This window comes from Streptomyces sp. BBFR2 (assembly GCF_044497305.1).
In the GTDB taxonomy this organism is placed as follows: Bacteria; Actinomycetota; Actinomycetes; order Streptomycetales; family Streptomycetaceae; genus Streptomyces.
In genome coordinates this window covers 1,615,834-1,634,206 of the sequence record NZ_CP172415.1, presented here as the reverse complement: position 1 = coordinate 1,634,206, position 18,373 = coordinate 1,615,834, and the positions used below count along the sequence as shown (strand labels likewise).

Sequence of the window (18,373 nt, the reverse complement as noted above, 5' to 3'; positions counted from 1 at the left end):
GTCGTACATGTACGTAGGGACACTGTCCTTCGATCTGCTTCTCGGCGACGTACGGTCGCTGAAGGAGAAGCGCTCCGTCGTCCGCCCGATCGTCGCCGAGCTGCACCGCAAGTACGCGGTGAGCGTCGCGGAGGTCGGGGACCAGGATCTGCACCGCCGGGCCGTCATCGGCCTCGCGGTGGTCTCCGGGGACGCGGGGCATGTCACCGAGGTGATGGACCGCTGCGAGCGCCTGGTCGCCGCACGGCCCGAAGTGGAGCTGCTGTCGGTTCGCCGGCGGCTGCACGGCGACGACGACTGGTCATGACGGCCGGGCGGACGGACGCCGGTGGAAGCACAATTGTGGAAGATACGAAGGAGACGGACCAGTGGCCGACAATGCGCGGGCGAAGAAGCTGGCGGACCTCATCCGGGAGGTGGTCGCCCAGAAGCTGCAGCGCGGCATCAAGGACCCGCGGCTCGGCACGCACGTGACCATCACGGACACCCGCGTCACCGGCGACCTGCGGGAGGCGACGGTCTTCTACACGGTGTACGGCGACGACGAGGACCGTGCCAGTGCCGCCGCGGGCCTGGAGAGCGCCAAGGGCATCCTGCGCTCGGCGGTCGGCGCCGCGGCCGGTACGAAGTTCACGCCGACGCTGACGTTCGTCGCGGACGCCCTGCCGGAGAACGCCAAGACGATCGAGAACCTGCTCGACAAGGCGCGGGCCTCGGACGCCAAGGTGCGGGAGGTGTCGTCGGGCGCGCAGTACGCCGGTGACGCCGACCCGTACCGCAAGCCGGGCGACAACGAGGACGATGAGGGCGCAGCCGCAGAATGAAGCGTAAGAACACCGGGCCGGACGGCCTTGTCATCGTCGACAAGCCGTCCGGCTTCACGTCGCACGACGTCGTGGCGAAGATGCGGGGCATGGCGCGGACGCGCCGGGTCGGCCACGCCGGGACCCTCGACCCGATGGCGACGGGCGTCCTCGTCCTCGGCATCGAGCGGGCCACCAAACTGCTCGGCCACCTCGCGCTGACGGAGAAGGAGTACGTCGGCACGGTGCGGCTCGGGCAGACCACCGTCACCGATGACGCGGAGGGCGAGATCACCGCGTCGAAGGCGGCGCACGGTCTGGCGCGGGTGGACATCGACGCGGGCGTCGCGGAGCTGTCCGGCGCGATCATGCAGGTGCCGTCGAAGGTCAGCGCCATCAAGATCGACGGGAAGCGGTCGTACTCGCGGGTGCGGGACGGCGAGGACGTCGAGATCCCGGCCCGGCCGGTCACCGTCTCGTCGTTCGTCGTCCACTCCGTGCACGAGGCCGAGGCGGAGGACGGCACCCCGGTGACCGACCTGCTGGTCTCGGTCACCTGCTCCTCGGGGACGTACATCCGCGCGCTCGCCCGGGACCTGGGCGCGGGGCTGGGCGTCGGCGGGCATCTGACGGCGCTGCGGCGCACCCGGGTCGGGCCGTACAAGCTCGACCGGGCGCGGACCCTGGAGCAGTTGCAGGGCGCGGTGGACGACGCCGAGGGCGCCGGGCTGCCGGTGATGCCGATCGGTGAGGCCGCGGCTGCCGCCTTCACCCGCTGGGATGTCACCGCGGCGCAGTCCCGGCTGCTGGTGAACGGCGCGCGGGTCCCGATGCCGCTGTTCGAGACCGACGGACCGGTCGCGGCGTTCGACCCGGACGGCACCTTCCTCGCTCTGGTGGAGAACCAGGGGGGCCGGGCCAAGAGCCTGGCGGTGTTCGCCTAGGAAGGGCGGAGCCGTACGGCGCGGAGAGTGCCGGGCCGCGTGGTGTCGGGCCGCGTGGTGCGGTGGTGCTGTGCGGTCGGCGGGCGGCAGAGATGCCGGGACGGGGGAGAGGTCGGCCCGGAGCCCATGAGGCTCCGGGCCGACCTCTTTGCTTGGGGCGGGGCGGGGCGGGGTTGTGCGTGGGGCGTGGGGCACGAGGTGGGCGCTCCGTGCCCCGACCTTCGTGGCCCGTGCTCCGTGTGGAGCGGCGGTCGCGTGGGGCCGGCCTGCCTGGTGCATGGGGCGGGCGGTGTGGGGCCCGCATGGGGCGGAGTGGGGCTGTGTGCGGGGCGGAGTTCGGGGCTGGCCGCGTGGACGGTGCGGGGTGCGGGGCGGCCCCGTGCCGTGCGCACGGCACGCCCCGAGCGGAACGCCCGGTGCGCACGGGGCGGGTGGCCTGGTGCGGGGGCCGCGTGGTGCCCCGCACTCGTGCTCTCCGAGAGGGCGAGCGGGTGGCCCCATGCGGTGCGCTTCATACGGCGGGTCCGTTCCGCCTGGTGCGGGGGCGGGGCAGAGCCGTCCGCGCCCCGTGCGGCGCTGCCCCGTGCGGCGCTGCCCCGTGCGGGGCTGGTGCGTGGCGCCCCATGCGTCCGTCTCAGGGGGGCGGGGACGAAGCGGGCGGGGCCTTCGGGGAGGTGAGGCCACCCTTCTCGGGTGGCGGGGGGCCCGGCATGGCAGTCTTAGACCTGCGTCATGCCGAATTGACGCAGTGGACGGACAAGAGTTCGGGCGAGGAGCGGGCACAGTGCAGCGCTGGCGTGGCTTGGAGGACATCCCCGAGGGCTGGGGGCGCAGCGTCGTCACCATCGGCTCGTACGACGGAGTGCACCGCGGCCACCAATTGATCATCGGTGAGACCGTCGCGCGCGCCCGGGAACTGGGCATCCCCGCGGTGGTCGTCACTTTCGACCCGCACCCCAGCGAGGTCGTCCGCCCCGGCACCCATCCGCCGCTGCTCGCCCCGCACCACCGGCGTGCGGAGCTGATGGGGGAGCTGGGCGTCGACGCCGTTCTGGTGCTGCCGTTCACCCGGGAGTTCTCGCAGCTTGCGCCCGCCGACTTCGTGGCGAAGGTGCTGGCCGACAAGTTGCACGCGCGGATCGTCGTCGAGGGCCCCAACTTCCGCTTCGGGCACAAGGCGAAGGGCACCGTCGAGACCCTCGCCGAATTGGGTGTCGCCCACGGCTTCACCGTCGAGGTCGTCGACCTCGTGGAGCGGGGTTCGGCGGGCGGCGGGGTGCCGTTCTCGTCCACGCTGACCCGTCGGCTGGTCGCCGAGGGCGACGTCGCGGGCGCGGCGGAGGTCCTGGGGCGGCCGCACCGTGTCGAGGGCATCGTCGTCCGCGGGGCGCAGCGGGGCCGTGAAATGGGCTTCCCCACCGCCAATGTGGAGACGCTGCCGCACACCGCGATCCCGGCCGACGGGGTGTACGCGGGTCTGCTGCACGTCGAGGGCGAGGCGATGCCCGCGGCCGTATCGGTTGGTACCAACCCGCAGTTCGACGGGAAGAGCCGCACGGTCGAGGCGTACGCGATCGACCGGGTGGGGCTCGACCTGTACGGCCTGCACGTCGCGGTGGACTTCCTCGCGTACATCCGGGGCCAGGAGAAATTCGCCACGCTCGACGCGCTGTTGGAGCGGATGGCGATCGATGTGAAGCAGGCCCGCGAACTGATCGCCGCGGCGGACTGAACCGGCCGAAGGGGCGGGCTCGCGCCGCACGACGGGGCGCCCGGGGAGAGACCCGGGCGCCCTTCGCCGTGACAGCCGCGCCATGCGTCGCGGGCCCCGTGCGGGGCGCGGGCGTCTGCCTCGTGGGCCATGGCCGTGCGTAGCGCGGAAGCACCGCCGCGCGCCCCACGCAGGTGCGGTCGTACGGCCCCGTGAGGCCGTGGGCGTACGCGTCACGCCAACTCGTTCGCCCCGTGCGGTGGTGAACTGGAGCGGGGCGAGCAAGACGTAAGCCGGCCCGCCCCATGCGTCCGTGGTCGTGCGTACCGCGGAAACCCCGCCGTACGCCCCATGCGCGTGCTGCCGTGCGGGCGGCCGTCGGCCCCATGCGGGCATGGCGTACCCACCGCACAGGGGCGCCCGGCCGCACCATGCGCGCCACTGCCGGGCGCACCACGCGGGCGGGGCCCGGCACCGTGAAGTGCCGGGCCCCGCCCGCGTGGTGTGGCGACCACCGCGTCACTGCGGAGGTTGCTGCTGCCACCCCTGCTGGTCGGGCTGGGGAGAGTCCGGGGCGGGCTGCTGCTGCCAGTGGGCGGGCGGCTGTTGCGGCTGCTGGGTCCAGCCGCCCTGCTGCGGCGGGTAACCGGCCGGCGGCTGCGCCTGGGGCTGCTGCTGCGGCTGACCCTGCTGCGGGTATTGCTGCTGCGCGTACGGGTCCTGGGCGGCGTACGGGTCCTGGCCCATCTGCTGTCCCTGCTGCGGGTACATCCCCTGGGCCTGCTGGGCGCGGGAGAAGTCCTCGGCGACCAGGGCGGACAGGTTGAAGTACGCCTCGCGGGTCTTGGGCCGCATCATGTCGAGATCGACCTCGGCACCGGCGGCGAGATGCTCGTCGAAGGGGACGACGACCACACCGCGGCAGCGCGTCTCGAAGTGCGACACGATGTCGTCGATCTTGATCATCTTGCCGGTCTCGCGGACCCCGGAGATCACCGTGATACCGCGCTGCACCAGGTCGGCGTAGCCGTGCGCGGAGAGCCAGTCCAGCGTGGTGCTGGCGCTGCTCGCACCGTCGACGGACGGCGTGGAGATGATGATCAACTGGTCGGCGAGGTCCAGGACGCCGCGCATGGCGCTGTAGAGCAGACCCGTACCGGAGTCGGTGAGGATGACCGGGTACTGGCGCCCCAGGACGTCGATCGCGCGCCGGTAGTCGTCGTCGTTGAACGTCGTGGAGACCGCCGGGTCGACGTCGTTGGCGAGGATCTCCAGACCGGACGGCGCCTGCGAGGTGAACCGGCGGATGTCCATGTAGCTGTGCAGGTGCGGGATGGCGTGCACCAGGTCACGGATGGTCGCGCCGGTCTCGCGGCGGACGCGGCGGCCGAGGGTACCGGCGTCCGGGTTCGCGTCGATGGCCAGGATCTTGTCCTGCCGCTCGGAGGCGAGCGTGGCGCCGAGCGCGGTGGTGGTCGTCGTCTTGCCAACACCGCCCTTGAGGCTGATCACCGCGATCCGGTAGCAGGACGTCACCGGCGTACGGATCAGCTCCAGCTTGCGCTGACGCTCCGCCTCCTCCTTCTTCGCGCCCAGCTTGAACTTGGACGGCTGCGCGTTGGCACCCGGCTTGCGCCGCTTGGGCTGGTTGCGCAGCAGCCGGTCGGAGGTCAGCTCGACCGCGGCGCTGTAGCCCAGCGGCGCACCGGGAGTGGCCCGCTGCTGCTGCGGCTGCTGCTGCCCCGGCTGGGAGTACGACGCGTAGTTCGCCGCACCGCCACCGGCCTGCTGCCCCGGCAGCGGCTGATGCGGCACCTGCCCCTGCTGCGCCTGCTGTGCCGCCTGTCCCTGCTGTGCCGCCTGGGCCTGCTGGGCCGCCTGCGCCTGCGGGTCGTACCCGGTGGGCTGCCCCTGCTGCGGGTACCCGGCCTGGTGCTGCTGCTGGGCCTGCTGGGCGGCCTGTTGGGCCTGCGGGTCGTAGCCCTGCTGCGGGGCGGCCTGCGGCTGCGGCTGCTGCTGCGGGTACCCCTGCGGGGCGGGCTGCGGGTAGCCGTACGCCGACTGCTGCGCGGGCGCCTGCTGCTGGGGCTGCTGCGGGTAGCCGTACGCGGGCTGCGGATAGCCGTACGCGCCCGGCTGCTGCTGGGGCTGCTGCTGCGGGTACCCGCCCTGCTGGGGGTGGCCCTGCGGGGCGGCCTGCTGCGGGAAACCGGCCTGCGGCGCGGCCTGGGGCTGGACCTGCGGCTGCTGCTGCGGGGGCAACTCCTGCCCCGGCTGCGGCTGCTGGGCCTGCGGCGGCTGGGCCTGGGCCTGCTGGGCCTGAGCCGTCCGCGGATCGGCGGGCTGGTACTCCGGCGGCAGCGGCGGCAGCCCGCCCTGACCGGGTACGGCCTGCGCGGCGGCGTCCGGCTGCGCGGGCCACGGAGCGCCCTGCGGCGGCACACCCGGCTGCGCCCCGCCCTGCGGCGGAACGGCCTGCGGGGCACCACCCTGCGGGGGCTGCTGGGGCGCGACCGCCTGCTCCGGCACCGGCGCGGGCTGCTGCCCGGGCGGTGCGGTCTGCGGGGCCTGCGGCGGCACCGGCTGCGCGGCGGCCTGCGGTGCCTCCGGGGCCGGCTGCTCCGGCGCCTGCGGGGCGGGCGCGGCCTCCTCGGGGACCCGCACGGCTTCGGGCCGCGGCGCGTCGGCCACGGGCGCGTCGGCCACCCGCGGGGCGGCCGCTTCATCGGTCCGCGGCGCGGTCGGTGCCTGCTCCTCGGCGGGGGCCGGCTCGGGCTCGTCCGGCTCGTCGTCGTCCCACAGGGAGGCCGACGGGTCGGCGCCCGTACCGGAACGGACGTTGCCACTGGCCGCCACCGGAGCGGCGGGCGCCGGGGCCTCCGCGGGCGGCGCGTCCTGGGGCGCGGCGGCCTCCGCGGGCTCCTGCGGCCGCAGCATCGGGAAACCGGGCGGCGCGGTGTCGGCGGGCGGCGGCACCGGGGCCGGGGCGCCGACGGGGCCGGGGGCGCCCTGCGGCCCGCCGGTCACCGGCGGGCCCGCGACGCCCTGGCCGGGCAGCGGCTGCCCGGTGGGCGGCGGCGTGGGGGCGGGGGACGGGGCGGGCGCCATGGGGGTGCCCGCGCCGCCGCTGGTGTCGTTGCTCGCGTACCAGGCCGGAGCCGCAAAATCGATCTTGAATTCCCCCGTCAGGTCGAACTCGGACTGTTCGTCGTCAGGGTCGTTCCCGTCCGGGCGGAAAGCCTCCCGCTCGTTCACTGTGCCTCCTGGTGTACTGCAACGCACCTGAACGGCAGGACCGGATACAGGCGGATCGATCGGATGTCACGGAATTCGGAACACACCGCCCGGGACTGCGCCAACACTGCTTTCTCCATCCCCGTACCGGCTGCCGTCCGGTGTGCTCCTGCGGCTTCATACAGCCTAATCAAGAGTCGGGCCCGAACGGCAGCCGACGTCATGTCGTCTTCTGACCCTGCGGCACGCCTACGGGCGCATCCGAGGATGCGCCCGTAGGAAATGCCCTTCGCGGACGGGCCGCACGGCACGCGGCACCGCACGTCCGTACGGCGCCGTCAGTCCATCCGGCGCGGACCGCCGAGCAGATTGGTCTCCGCCTCGGTGGGCTGCGTCATCACGAACTGGTGGTTGTCGCGGGTGCACCAGAGCATCGCGTTGTCGCTCAGCGTCGGCAGCACCGCGCCCACCTGCTGCGGCAGCCGCATCACGCGCGTCACGACCTCCGCCTCCTCCGGCGACAGCCGCTGGAGCCCGACCAGGTCCGCCCGGCCCAGCATCTGCGGCGACCGCGGCCCGAGGAACGGCAGCACCGTGAGCACCGACTGCCAGGGGCTCGGCGCGAGTTGGTTGCGCGGGGGGCGCGCGCCCATGTCCCGCACCACCAGAACGGGGCTGGAGACCGACGGCCCCTGGGGCGCGATCTGCCGCACCTCGTGCACCGACACGCACTGCTGACCGCCGCCGGCGGCCTGCGCCATCTGCCCCCAGGCCGGCGGCCGCGCCGTCTCCACCGCCACCCGCGCACCGGTGGCGACCGTACGCAGCGCCAGCACCTGCGCCATCCACATGCTGCCGACCAGCGCGATCTCCAGCGGCGCGGGCCGCAGCAGGCTCAGCACCGCGGGCTGGTTCTGCGGATCGATGCCGATGATGACGCCGTCGTCGCCGACCGGCAGGGTCAGCGAGGCCAGCGACTCGGCCGTCAGCACGTGCGGGGCACGGCGCGGACCGCGCAGCCCGAAGCCCGGCTGCGGCACCGGGCCCGAGCGCGCCGACCGCTGCTCGTCCGCGCGCGGCTGGTGCGAGGGACGGCGCCCCTGACCGGTGTCGGGCGCGCCGATCGGCGGATTGCGCCAGCCCGTCCCGGAGTTGTTCACACGCGGCTGATACGTGGGAGAGGCCATCAGCGGGTACCTCCGAGGGGGAGCGTGGCGAGCAGACCGGGAAGCTGTTCCCGGTCGAGCCGGACGAGACCGACCTTCGCCGAGCCGGAACGCCGCTCCAACTCCCGCTGCGCGGCGTCGAGTTCGTTCTCGCTGCGGGTCGACAGCCGGACGTAACCCGAGATCGCGGGCGCCCGCCCGCTGCCGTGCGTCGCGGTCAGCGCGAAGGTACTGGCCATCGCCGGGGTGCTGGTCAGCAACTGGGTGACGGCCGCCAGCGGCGCACCGCCGGGACCGAGCTGGGGCCAGCGGCCGATCCAGTACGTGGTGTGCCAGCGGTCGTCGCAGCGCCACGCCCGCGTCGTCTCCTGGGTACGGCGCCCGGAGCGGCCCTCCCGCCCCATCGCGCCGTTGGCGGCCCGCGGGCTCACGCACACCGCCGTGCCGACCGCCGCCACGACCTCCCGCTCGGCCAGGACGCGCGCCCGGACGCCGTGCGAGGTCAGCCGGCTCACCAACTGGTCGGCGGCGCGCAGCAGTGAACGCTTGGCGCCCTCCATGCCGCCGCCGCGGGCCTCGATCGCCTCCGCGCACAGCTCCGGATCGAGCTTGAGCGCGATCCACGTCAACTGCACCGCGGGGGTCTGCGACTGCGCCGCCAGCGGTGCGTACGACCGGGCGGCGACGGCCTGCTCGGGCAGGTGCGGCGCCGGGGCGGGCTGTGTGTACTGCACGTACTGCACGGACTCCAGGTGGATGTCCTCGATGTCGAGCGCGGTGTGCAGCACGTCGAGCGGCAGCATGTGGCTGCCGCGGGCGGGCCGCAGCGGCTCGTCCCGGGGCTCGACCTGCACCAGCGCGGTCAGGAAGGTGCCGTCCCCGACGAAGCCGACGGCCCGCTGCTCGGCGTCGGTGTACTCGTAGGTGCGCAGCGCCGGGTCGCACTCGACGACCGGGGCGAAGGCCGGCTCGACGCCCGGCGCCACCGGGGCGCTCGCGGCCTTGCCGCGGCGCTTCATCGCGCGCACGGTCGTGATCCACTCGGGGAGCGGGATCCGCCGGCGCCTGCCGAGCGCGAAGATGACGAGGACGGCGGCGAGCACGACCGCGACGGTCAGCGCGATCACGTTCACGGACGCGCCGACCAGGACCAGTGCGGCGGCGATCTCGATGATGGCCAGCTGCTGTACGCGGACCGGGCCGATGCTGCCGATCTGCGGCCGCAGCCGGGGGGCCACCGGCCCGTCCGGCGAACTCTGCCCGCCCCGGCCGCCGTTGGCCGGATCCGATCCGTCCCGGCCGCCGTGTCCCGCGTCGCGCGGTGCAGCGGAAGGCGGTTGCTGCTGTTGCCGCCCATTGCGGCGTCGAGCCCTGGTGGCGCTGGACATCCCCCGGCCTGCTCCTCTACTGGTGGTGTGGCCTCACGGCGTATCAATCGCCGTCGAGACTGGTGCGTTGGAAGGTGGCACCCGTACCGTACGGGTCGATCGACACACGGCATAGTAGAGGGCGCTACGGCGTGAGTGCCGGGGGCGGTCGATGTGGATCCGACACGCGGGGAGAGAAAGCAACAATGGCATCACGTCGGGACGAGCTCAATGCGTATTCATTCGCGAGGAAGCGTACGAATGCCGCATTTCTGAAGCCGCTGCCGAGCGGCTCGATCGAGAGTGCGCCGCGCCCTCTGAAGGCCGTGCTGCCGAGCGTTCTGATGGGCGTCGTGATCCTGGTCGGCTTCGGTGCCTGCGGCATCCTGAGCCCGGTGGCGCCCCAGGGGTGGGACGCGGTCGGGGAAAACGTCATCGTCGGCTCCGATTCGACCACTCGTTACGTCGTACTCAAGAGCGACAACGGTCAGGGCAAGAAGGAAAAACTCCTTCACCCCGTTCTGAACCTCGCCTCCGCGAAACTCCTTCTCGATCCCGACAAGTACAAAGTCGTGAATGTGAAGGAATCCGAACTGGACGGAAAGATCGCGCACGGCCCCGCCGTCGGAATTCCGTTCGCCCCCGACCGTCTTCCCAACAAGGACGACGCGGGCAAGGCGAAGACCTGGGCCGTCTGCGACCGTCCGGGCAGCGGTACCAACAGCAAGCCCCAGCAGGCCGTGTTCGTGCTCGGGGGCAAGGACAAGGAACTCGTCCAGGGCAAGGGCCGCCTCGACATGCGTCAGGTGCTCTTCGTACGTGATCCGCAGAACAAGCTCTGGCTGGTCGACCACAACGGCTTCAAGTTCGCGCTCGACGCCACCCTGCACGGCCGCATCCCCCAGCCCGCGGGCGAGGCGACCAAGAACAACCCGGACCCGGACACGGTCCTGCGCCGCGTGCTCTTCCAGGAGGCCGAGCCGCAGGACGTGACGCAGGCGTGGATGGACACCCTCGTCAAGAGCCCGGTGCCCATCTACATGCCGATCATCGCCGGCGCGGGCAAGCCCTCGCACGCCGCCGGCGTCCCCGCGCAGCACCGCACCATCGGCACCGTCCTCGAAATCCCCGGCAGCGCGGACCAGAGCGCGGCGGACGGCGAGAAGGCGGGCAAGAAGTACGTCGTTCTCGCGGACGGCGTACAGCAGGTGTCGGACTTCGTCGCCCAGCTCCTGCTGGAGGGCCCGAACGCCCGCATGGTGCACCCCGACGGCTCGGCCATGAGGCCCGAGCAGGTCTCCACCTCCAGCATCGACCCGATGCGGGACGACAAGGGACGGTTCATCTCGTACCTGGGCAAGGTGCCGAGCACCGATGTGGACATGCCCTGGCCGACCGAGGTCGTCGACATGGCCAACAACTTCGCCCAGGGCTCCCAGACCGGCGGCCTGACGACCCCGACCGACAACGGCGTCTCCTGCAGCGTCTACGACGGCACCACCACCAAGCTCCCCGGCGGCGCCGACAAGGCCCTCGGCTACCCCAACGGCCTGCCGAACATGGGCACCTGGATCGGCAAGGACTACCCGGCGAACATCGCGAGCGGCGCCTCCTCCTACGTCACCCCGGGCAGCGGGATGCTCTTCCAGCGGGTCCGCACCCCCCAGGAGAAGGACGGGTCGCTCTACCTCGTCACCGACACCGGGCTGCGGTACCGGGTGCCGGTCAACAACGACAGCTCCGACAAGGCGGGCAACGCCAACCAGGAGGTCAACCAGGCGGCCCTGCGCCTGGGGTACAAGGACGTCCACGCGGACCCCGTGCTGATGACGTGGGCGGATCTGCTGTCGGAGGGGCCGGCGCTCAGCGTCGCGGCCGCCCGTAAGACCGGCACGTCCTGACAAGGGGGGCGGGTCTCTCCGGCCCGCCCCGATACCGCACCGGACTTCCTGGATGGGCCACCTGAACCGGGTGGCCCACCCAGCTTTTTCCGGATTTGCTCCGTGGTTTCCGGTGCTCCCCGGGAAGGCCCCGGAAAACCTTGATGCCTTTCTTCGCGGGCCGATAGAATGCCGCGTGCCCACTTCGCGTGATGATTTCGGTGAACTGGGCGCACGGGGCGGCCAGTTGGCGTGTTGTGGTGATCCCGTCACAACACCGCTCCCTCTGTTGGGAGTGGCCGTATGAAGTGGTTAAAGTGGTCGTCGGCGTCGGCAGGTGGCGCCGACCGCGCGGCGCCTTCACCGGTGCGGCGCGGGTGACGCGCGAGTCTCATGGGGGACGTTGCAATGAGTGGCGGAAATTTCCAAGTAACGGCAGAAGAGATGGTCGCGTTCAGCGGCAAGATCGACTCTGTCGCTCAGGCGATCGACGGTGAGATCCGCCGACTGGGAGGGACCGTCGAGAACGTGTCCTCCGCGTGGAAGGGCCAGGCGGCCACCAGGTACCACCAGCTCCAGACGCAGGTCAACGAGGACGCGACGCGTATCAATCAGCTTCTGAAGGAAATCAAGGAAGCGATCGACCAGACGACGGGGAACTACACGTCCTCGGAAGAAGACCAGGCGGCATCGATTTCCCACATCGACGCCTCCCCCTTCGGGTGAGCCCCGGCGCCGCTCCGGCGGCGCCCGGTGAGTCAGGTGCCGTGGGGACGGCGGCCCGCTGTCGGACGGGCCTCCCCGCGGCCAGGTGAATCGATCCACACCATTCCGAGGAGACAGAATGTCGCACGGTCAGATTGCCGTAAGCCCCGAGCAGATCCAGCACGCGGCCTCCGAGGTGCGCCGCACCGCGAACCAGGTCCGTCACCAGCTCGACGACCTGGAGGCGGGCGTCAAGCGGATCGCCGAGAGCTGGAGCGGTTCGGCGAAGGAGGGCTACCACGCGCGCCAGCAGGAGTGGGACAAGCGCGCCAGCTCCCTCCACCACACGCTGGAGGCCATCGCCAAGGCGCTCGACACCGCGGCTGACAACTACCGGCAGACCGAGGACCGGAACGCCAAGATCTGGTAACAGCACCAAGAGGCTCCCGCCTCGGGGCGGGAACCACACCGGCTGAGCAGCCCCGAGGCTCGCACAGTGGCAGAAGAGGGCGGGCGCGCTGCACCAGTGCGCCCGCCCTTCTGGCGTCCACCTCCGCACCGCTCGCCGCTCCTCAGCCGACGGCACCTCCGTACCGCTTCTTCGTCTCGTCCCGTCCACCACGCATGGAGAGCAGACAACCCGTGGGATCTCGCGCCAACGGTCACCGAGCAGGGCATCACCGCCGCGCGGCGGGCGTATGGGTGACAACGGCCTGCACCATCGCTCTTTCCGGCGTCACCGCCCTCCCGGCGGCCGCGGACGAGAACGTTCCGCTGAACAGCGGTGAGTGCAAGTTCAACACCACCGACATCAAAGAGACCCCGTGGTCCCTGCAGCGCCTCATGACGCAGCAACTGTGGGCGAACACCAAGGGCGCAGGCGTCCGCGTCGCCGTCATCGACACGGGCATCGACGCCGGGAACGACCAGATCAAACCGGCCATCGGGGCCGGCGGCAAGACCTTCGTCAAGGGCGGTAAGGCCACCGAGGACCGAGTGGGCCACGGCACCAAGGTCGCCGGCATCATCGCCGCCCAGACACGGCCCACCTCGGGCTTCTACGGTCTCGCGCCCGAGGCCAAGGTCATCCCGTTCCAGCAGACCGACCAGGAGAAGCCCGGCACCGCCGACAGCCTGGCCAAAGCCATCAACGCGGCCGTCGACGAGCACGTCGACATCATCAACATCTCCCAGGGCACGGACGCGAGCGAGGAACTGCTCCCCACCCTGAAGGCCGCGGTCGCCAACGCCGCGAGCAAGAACGTCCTCATCGTCGCCTCGGCGGGCAACGACGGCGCTTCCGGCAAGGAGAAGCGCATGTACCCGGCGGCGTTCCAGGAGTACGACAACGTCCTGGCCGTCGCCGCCTCCGACCGCAACAACGAACGCGCGGCCTTCTCCCAGCCCGGCGACTACGTCGACATCGCGGCGCCGGGCGTCGACATGGTCTCCACCGTGCCCGACGGCGGCAACTGCGTGGACCAGGGCACCAGTTTCGCCGCCCCGTACGCGGCCGGCGCCGCGGCGCTCCTCAAGGCCCTGCACAAGGACTGGAAGCCGCAGGAGCTGATCTGGCACCTGGAACAGACCGCCGAACGCGTCAGCCGCGGCCCGGACCACAACATCGGTTGGGGCGTCATCGACCCGGTGGCCGCCCTCAACGACACCACCCGGCCCACCGGCCGGCCCACTCCGGACAAGCCCGCCAGCCAGAACAACACCAAGATCGAACCGGCGGCTCTCACCATCGGAGAGAGCCCCGAGGACCGACGGGCGCGGATTTCCCTTTACATTGTGGGCGGAGGACTTCTGGCGGTCGCCGGGGTTGTCGGGGCGTCCATCGCACTGCGCGACTGGCGCCGCAAGACGGGAATCGCATCACACGGGGAGACACATCATGGGTGATCAATACCGCGTTGACCTCGGCGCGCTCGAGGACACGGTCAGGAAGCTCAACGGCATCATCAAGGACCTCGGTAACGCGCATGCGGACACGCGTTACAAGACATCGCTGTCGCCGAACGCCTTGGGCGCGGACGCCCCTGGTGCCAGCTTCCTGGAGGCGCGCAAGCTGACGAATGCCCATACGGAGATGAAGACGCACATCGAGGAGGTTGTGCAGCATCTCAACGACGTCATGGACAAGTTCGGCACCAATACGCGCAAGGCGCACGGGAATTACCAGGACCAGGAATCACAGACGGCCGGGAGCATGTCCGGTGAGTGATGTGGGCTTTCGGACGCTCACGTGTGGAGGGTCCGTAACGGGCGTGGAGAAGCAAAGGGGGAAAAGGGCATGAGTGGTACTGAATCCGAGTACATCCCGGCAACGATCTGCTACGCCGCGGAGCACGAGACGAACTTCGCCGAGATGGACATGGACACCATGCAGGCCATGGTGAAGGCGTCCAACCCGGGTGAGGTGCACAACGTCTCCAAGGGCTGGAAAGACGTGTACGACCAGCTCGTGGGTGGCAGCGGCGGAGGCATCAAGGGCGCCTTCGACGCAGCCGTCAAGGAGGTCCTTCAGCACTGGGAGGGAACCTCGGCCGACAAGTTCCGGGAACAGGCCAACAAGATCAGCAAGAAGATCTCGGACTGCTCCCTCTACGCCGACTACACATCCCGTGCGATGAAGAACGCGGCGAGCGTCCTTGAGCAACTCAAGCCCGAGGTCGAGTCGATGGAGAAGCCCGGCACGATGGACAGTGCCGTCAACTGGTTTCAGGACGGCGGCAGCCGCGACGACTCGGGTCTGAAGCGTGACCTCGCCAACCCGGGAATGACCACGCAGCAGGCGCTGGACAACAACACGGGTAACCTCTCGTCGGGCAAGGAGCAACAGCTCCGTATGGCCGTCAAGATGGAGCAGCTCGGCGCGGCCTACGTCTCCCAGGCGAAGGCCATGGGTACGTGGAAGACCAAGCAGATCGACAAGACGGAGGATTACCCGGGCCCGCCGGGAGGCGAGCCTCCGGCCCCGGTGCCGATGCCGATGCCTACCGGGGGCAGCATGAGCCCGGGCAACGGGGGCGCGCCGTCTTTGAAGCCGTTGGGCAAGGGCCCGGGCTTCTCCTCCGAAGGGCTGGATTCTCCCAAGACCTCCGGAATCAGCGGTGGTATCGGAACCCAGCCTGGCAAGGGCTCTTACACCCCTGACGTCAGCACCGGCCTCGACAGCTTCCAGCCACCGAAGGGCGCCGGCGGCGGCGGTCTTTCCGGCGGCATCGGTGGCGGCGGTCTCGGCGGCGCCGGCGGTGGCCTGAGCGGCGGTGCCGGTGGCGGTGTCGGTGGTGGCACCGGTGCCGGCGGTATCGGTGGTGGCATGGGCGTCGTCGGGGGCGGAGCGGGTGCCGGCGGAGCCGGGCGCGGTGCTGGCCGTACCGGCATGCCCGGAATGGGTGGCGCTGCGGGCGCCGGCCGGGGCGCCGGGGCCAAGGGCGCGGGCGGTGCCGGGCGCGGTGGCGCTCTCGCCCGTCAGAAGGGCGGCGTCATCGGTGCCGGCAAGGGCAAGGCCGGCGCCGCCGGCCAGGGCGGCTCGGGGCTGCACCGCAGCCGTGGCGGAGCACAGGCCGGCGCCGGTGCCGGTGCCGGCGGCCGTCGTCCCGCAGGGATGGCAGGCGCACCCGGCGTGCACGGCTCCAAGGGCAAGGAGAAGGGGCAGAACAACGGTGAGCGTCCCGACTACCTCGTCGAGGACGAGGAGACCTGGGCGTCGGAGCGTAACGTTGCGCCGAAGGTCATCGAGTAAGAACCTGTCGGCTGTCGATCGGTGGTAACAAGGTGGGGCCCCGGCTCTCCGTGCCGGGGCCCCTTCCTGTTGGAGAGGTGTAATGGCATGAGCTTCACACGGAAGCTGCGTGTGGTGGGTGGCGCGGTGGTGGCCGGTGCGCTGCTCTTCGGCACCGCACCGGTTGCGTCGGCGGACCAGATCAGAGATGCCCAATGGGCTCTGAAGGCTTTCGATGCCGAGAAGATCTGGAACCTGTCAACGGGGAAAGGTGTAACCGTCGCGGTCATTGATGGCGGCGTCAATTCGCACCATCCGGACCTGCAGGGCAACGTCCTGAGTGGGAAAGACTTCATCGACGGTGGGTCGGCGGAGCCCGAGGACGGGGATACCCACGGTACGCAGATGGCTGCAACGATCGCCGGTCACGGGCATGGTGCGGGGGGGAGGGAGGGGGTCAAGGGAATGGCCCCTGACGCCAAGATTCTTCCTATCCGCGACCTTGGGCGGGGAGAGAACGGATTCGCTTCATCCATCAGGTACGCGGTTGATCACGGGGCGTCCGTCATCAACATGTCGCTGACCGGTCCTTCCTCCGACGGGGAAAGTGAAGCGATTTCCTATGCCTTGAAGCATGACGTCCTGGTCATCGCGGGTTCAGGAAACCTGGGTCAGGGTGGGCCCGATGCCATTCGGTACCCGGCCCGGTATCCGGGTGTGGTAGCAGTTGGTGGTGTGAGCAAGAGCGGTGAGATCTGGTCCGGTTCGAACTATGGGCCGCAGATCCTGTTGACTGCTCCCTCGGTCGGTATCGTCTCGGCGGGGAGCAGCGGTAAATCGCTGTACCAAAAGGGAACGGGCACGTCCGATGCCACCGCTTTCGTCTCAGGAGCGGCGGCGCTTCTCCGGGCGAAGTTCCCCGATCTCACTGCTGGGCAGATCGTCAACCGCCTCACCAAGAGCGCCGGTCTCCCCGCCTCCGCGAAGGGGATTCAGCTTCCCGATCAGAAGTACGGTTTCGGATTCATCCAGCCGCTTGCCGCGCTCAAGCGGGATATTCCGGCGGGGCCGAAGAACGGGCCGTTGAAGATGCCGACGGCCACGTCCTCTCCGGCCGGGGGGGATTCGGCGGTTTCGCAGGGGAGCGACGGTTCCGGGGATTCGGCGCAGGCGGCGGACAAGGCGGGGGTGAGCCCGCTCTTCATCGCGATCATCGCGGTCGCGGGTCTTGTCGTCATCGGGATCGTGGTGGCGATCGTGCTGCTGGCGCGGCGGAAGGGCCGGCGGAACGGCCCGCCGCCGGGTGGGCCCGGCGCCTCCGGATTCGGCGGACAGCAACTGCCGTACCAGCAGGGTGGTGCCCCCGGGCAGTACTCCGCGCCGCCTGGTCAGTACCCGCCGCCGCCCGGTCAGTAGCGTGTAGCGGACGCGGCCCCTGTCTCACCGCATGTCTGGGAGCGGACGAGTTCCCGGCATGCGGTGAGGCGTTCCGCGGGCCTTTCACCGGGGCGCCGGACCGGGGCGGCAGAACGAAGAGCGGGGCCTGTGGCGACGTAGGGACGTTGCCGCAGGCCCCGCTCTTTCGTGTGTGGCGGGCCGGACCGGGAATTCCTGGAAGGCTGAAGGGTGGTATCGGGTCCGGTAGGTGAGGGCTAACCGAAGACGGACCGCACGCTTTCCTTGACGCTGTCCGTGTGCTCCTGATGGCGGGTGGCGGCGCCGCCGGTGCGGTTGTCGACCTGGCGTTGGGCGTGGTCGAGACCGCGGTCGGTGAGGTCGGTCCGGGCGCGGTCGACGTAGGTGGTGGGATCGGTGAGGCTGGTGACGCCGTCCTTGTACTCGCCGATCCTTTTCTCCGCGTCCTTCTGGACGTCGTCGACGTATTCCTTGGCGTGTTCCTTGCCGATGTCGGCGGTTTCGTTCCAGCGGATGCCGTCGCGTTCGTCGAAGTGGGACTCGATGCCCTGCTCGACGACGTTCTGCGCCATCTTGGTGCCGGCTTCTTTCGCCTTTTCCTTGGCGCCGTCGATGACGGTTTCCTGGACGAATCCCTTGGCCTGGTCCTTGGCCGCGGTCACGACCTTGTCCTTGACCTCGTCCTTGACGGTCTTCTTGATGTAGTCGGCCGCCAGTTTGCGGGATTCCTTGGAGACCGCCTTCTTGGCCATGTTCTTGATGGCGTCCACGGTGGCGTGCTCCATGGCCTTCGTGGCCGCCTGGATCACTTCCCGCTTGATCTTGTCGAGAATCTGCCGGACGATCAGGCGCGTCGCCTGTGTCGCACCGGCGGCGCCCAATTCGGAGAGGCCCAGGGTGAAGGGCGCGGCGGCCTGTGCGGAGATGAGTTCCACGGCCAGCAGCACCAGTTGGGCGATGACCGCGACTTTTCCTTCGATGACGGCGAGCGCGGCGGCGTCGAAGGCGAGCGCGATGACCTCGGCGGCCGCCGCGGCGTCACGGAGGTAGTTGTCGCCGCTGTTCCCGCCGCCCGCGAACGCGCCCCACTCGTTGGTGAAACCCTCGATGGCTTCACCGGAGTTGGCGGAGGTGACCTCGTTCGCCGCCGACGAGCCCTGGGAGAGGGTTGCGTTGACCTGCTCGGCGAAGGTGCGCCATGCCGCCGCGCATTCGAAGAGCGCGTCCTCATCGGCCTCGGGCCAGTCGTATCCGAGGAGATTCAGGACCCAGGTGACTTCTCCTGGAAGCGTCAGTGACACGGTGTTGTCCCCCGTACGGTGTGGCAGAGAAGTGTGACGTGGCGGCGGCCGTTCGGCCGGGCCGCGATGTGGCAGGTGGTGCCGGGGTGGTCCGGGAATTCCGGGAGGATGGCGCC

General features: G+C 70.6%; 15 protein-coding genes. 11 read left to right on the top strand and 4 right to left on the bottom strand.

Going from position 1 to position 18,373, the window contains the following annotated elements:
* Positions 1–7: 7 nt before the first annotated feature.
* The 4 genes from ACGH2B_RS05715 (at position 8) to ACGH2B_RS05700 (ending at position 3,479) form a co-directional block, all read left to right on the top strand.
* Entirely contained in the window at positions 8–307 is a 300-nt protein-coding gene (locus ACGH2B_RS05715; protein ID WP_399085061.1) for a DUF503 domain-containing protein, read from the top strand.
* A gap of 61 nt (positions 308–368) precedes the next feature.
* Positions 369–824 (top strand): 30S ribosome-binding factor RbfA, encoded by a 456-nt coding sequence (rbfA, locus tag ACGH2B_RS05710; RefSeq protein ID WP_399085058.1) that lies wholly within the window; start codon positions 369–371, stop codon positions 822–824.
* Complete coding sequence (gene truB / locus ACGH2B_RS05705; RefSeq protein ID WP_399085055.1) at positions 821–1,747, top strand: tRNA pseudouridine(55) synthase TruB; 927 nt, start codon at positions 821–823, stop codon at positions 1,745–1,747. Before rbfA ends, truB begins: the two co-directional genes overlap by 4 nt.
* Before the next feature lie 784 nt (positions 1,748–2,531).
* Positions 2,532–3,479 carry a bifunctional riboflavin kinase/FAD synthetase gene (locus ACGH2B_RS05700; RefSeq protein WP_399085052.1) on the top strand — a complete coding sequence of 316 codons (948 nt, stop codon included), beginning with the start codon at positions 2,532–2,534 and terminating at the stop codon, positions 3,477–3,479.
* A 498-nt stretch (positions 3,480–3,977) separates the two neighbouring features.
* Here ACGH2B_RS05700 and ACGH2B_RS05695 read toward each other — a convergent pair whose 3' ends face one another.
* The 3 genes from ACGH2B_RS05695 to eccE form a co-directional block, all read right to left on the bottom strand.
* Complete coding sequence (locus ACGH2B_RS05695; protein WP_399085049.1) at positions 3,978–6,713, bottom strand: SCO5717 family growth-regulating ATPase; 2,736 nt, start codon at positions 6,711–6,713, stop codon at positions 3,978–3,980.
* Positions 6,714–7,030: 317 nt separating this feature from the next.
* Positions 7,031–7,879 (bottom strand): hypothetical protein, encoded by an 849-nt coding sequence (locus tag ACGH2B_RS05690; protein WP_399085047.1) that lies wholly within the window; start codon positions 7,877–7,879, stop codon positions 7,031–7,033.
* On the bottom strand, positions 7,879–9,246 hold the full coding sequence (gene eccE, locus ACGH2B_RS05685) for a type VII secretion protein EccE (protein WP_399085044.1): 1,368 nt from the start codon (positions 9,244–9,246) through the stop codon (positions 7,879–7,881). Before eccE ends, ACGH2B_RS05690 begins: the two co-directional genes overlap by 1 nt.
* 185 nt (positions 9,247–9,431) lie before the next feature.
* Here eccE and eccB point away from each other — a divergent pair, with 185 nt between their 5' ends.
* The 7 genes from eccB (at position 9,432) to mycP (ACGH2B_RS05650) (ending at position 16,956) form a co-directional block, all read left to right on the top strand.
* A complete protein-coding gene (eccB, locus tag ACGH2B_RS05680; protein ID WP_399085041.1) occupies positions 9,432–11,126 on the top strand; it encodes a type VII secretion protein EccB in 1,695 nt (564 codons plus the stop codon).
* A 387-nt stretch (positions 11,127–11,513) separates the two neighbouring features.
* Complete coding sequence (locus tag ACGH2B_RS05675) at positions 11,514–11,831, top strand: WXG100 family type VII secretion target (protein WP_399085038.1); 318 nt, start codon at positions 11,514–11,516, stop codon at positions 11,829–11,831.
* Between the two features lie 118 nt (positions 11,832–11,949).
* Positions 11,950–12,240 carry a WXG100 family type VII secretion target gene (locus ACGH2B_RS05670; RefSeq protein WP_399085035.1) on the top strand — a complete coding sequence of 97 codons (291 nt, stop codon included), beginning with the start codon at positions 11,950–11,952 and terminating at the stop codon, positions 12,238–12,240.
* Positions 12,241–12,434: 194 nt separating this feature from the next.
* Entirely contained in the window at positions 12,435–13,715 is a 1,281-nt protein-coding gene (gene mycP / locus ACGH2B_RS05665) for a type VII secretion-associated serine protease mycosin (RefSeq protein ID WP_399085032.1), read from the top strand.
* Positions 13,708–14,037: a hypothetical protein gene (locus tag ACGH2B_RS05660; protein ID WP_399085029.1), complete on the top strand. Its 330-nt coding sequence runs from the start codon at positions 13,708–13,710 to the stop codon at positions 14,035–14,037. The genes mycP (ACGH2B_RS05665) and ACGH2B_RS05660 overlap by 8 nt, the downstream gene beginning before the upstream one ends.
* Positions 14,038–14,106: 69 nt before the next feature.
* Positions 14,107–15,561: a hypothetical protein gene (locus ACGH2B_RS05655; RefSeq protein WP_399085026.1), complete on the top strand. Its 1,455-nt coding sequence runs from the start codon at positions 14,107–14,109 to the stop codon at positions 15,559–15,561.
* Between the two features lie 87 nt (positions 15,562–15,648).
* Positions 15,649–16,956, top strand: a complete 1,308-nt coding sequence (gene mycP / locus ACGH2B_RS05650) for a type VII secretion-associated serine protease mycosin (protein ID WP_399085023.1) — start codon at positions 15,649–15,651, stop codon at positions 16,954–16,956.
* 236 nt (positions 16,957–17,192) lie between these two features.
* On the opposite strand, the gene ACGH2B_RS05645 is transcribed toward mycP (ACGH2B_RS05650), so the two are convergent.
* Positions 17,193–18,257: a PE-PGRS family protein gene (locus ACGH2B_RS05645; RefSeq protein WP_399085020.1), complete on the bottom strand. Its 1,065-nt coding sequence runs from the start codon at positions 18,255–18,257 to the stop codon at positions 17,193–17,195.
* Positions 18,258–18,373: the final 116 nt, after the last annotated feature.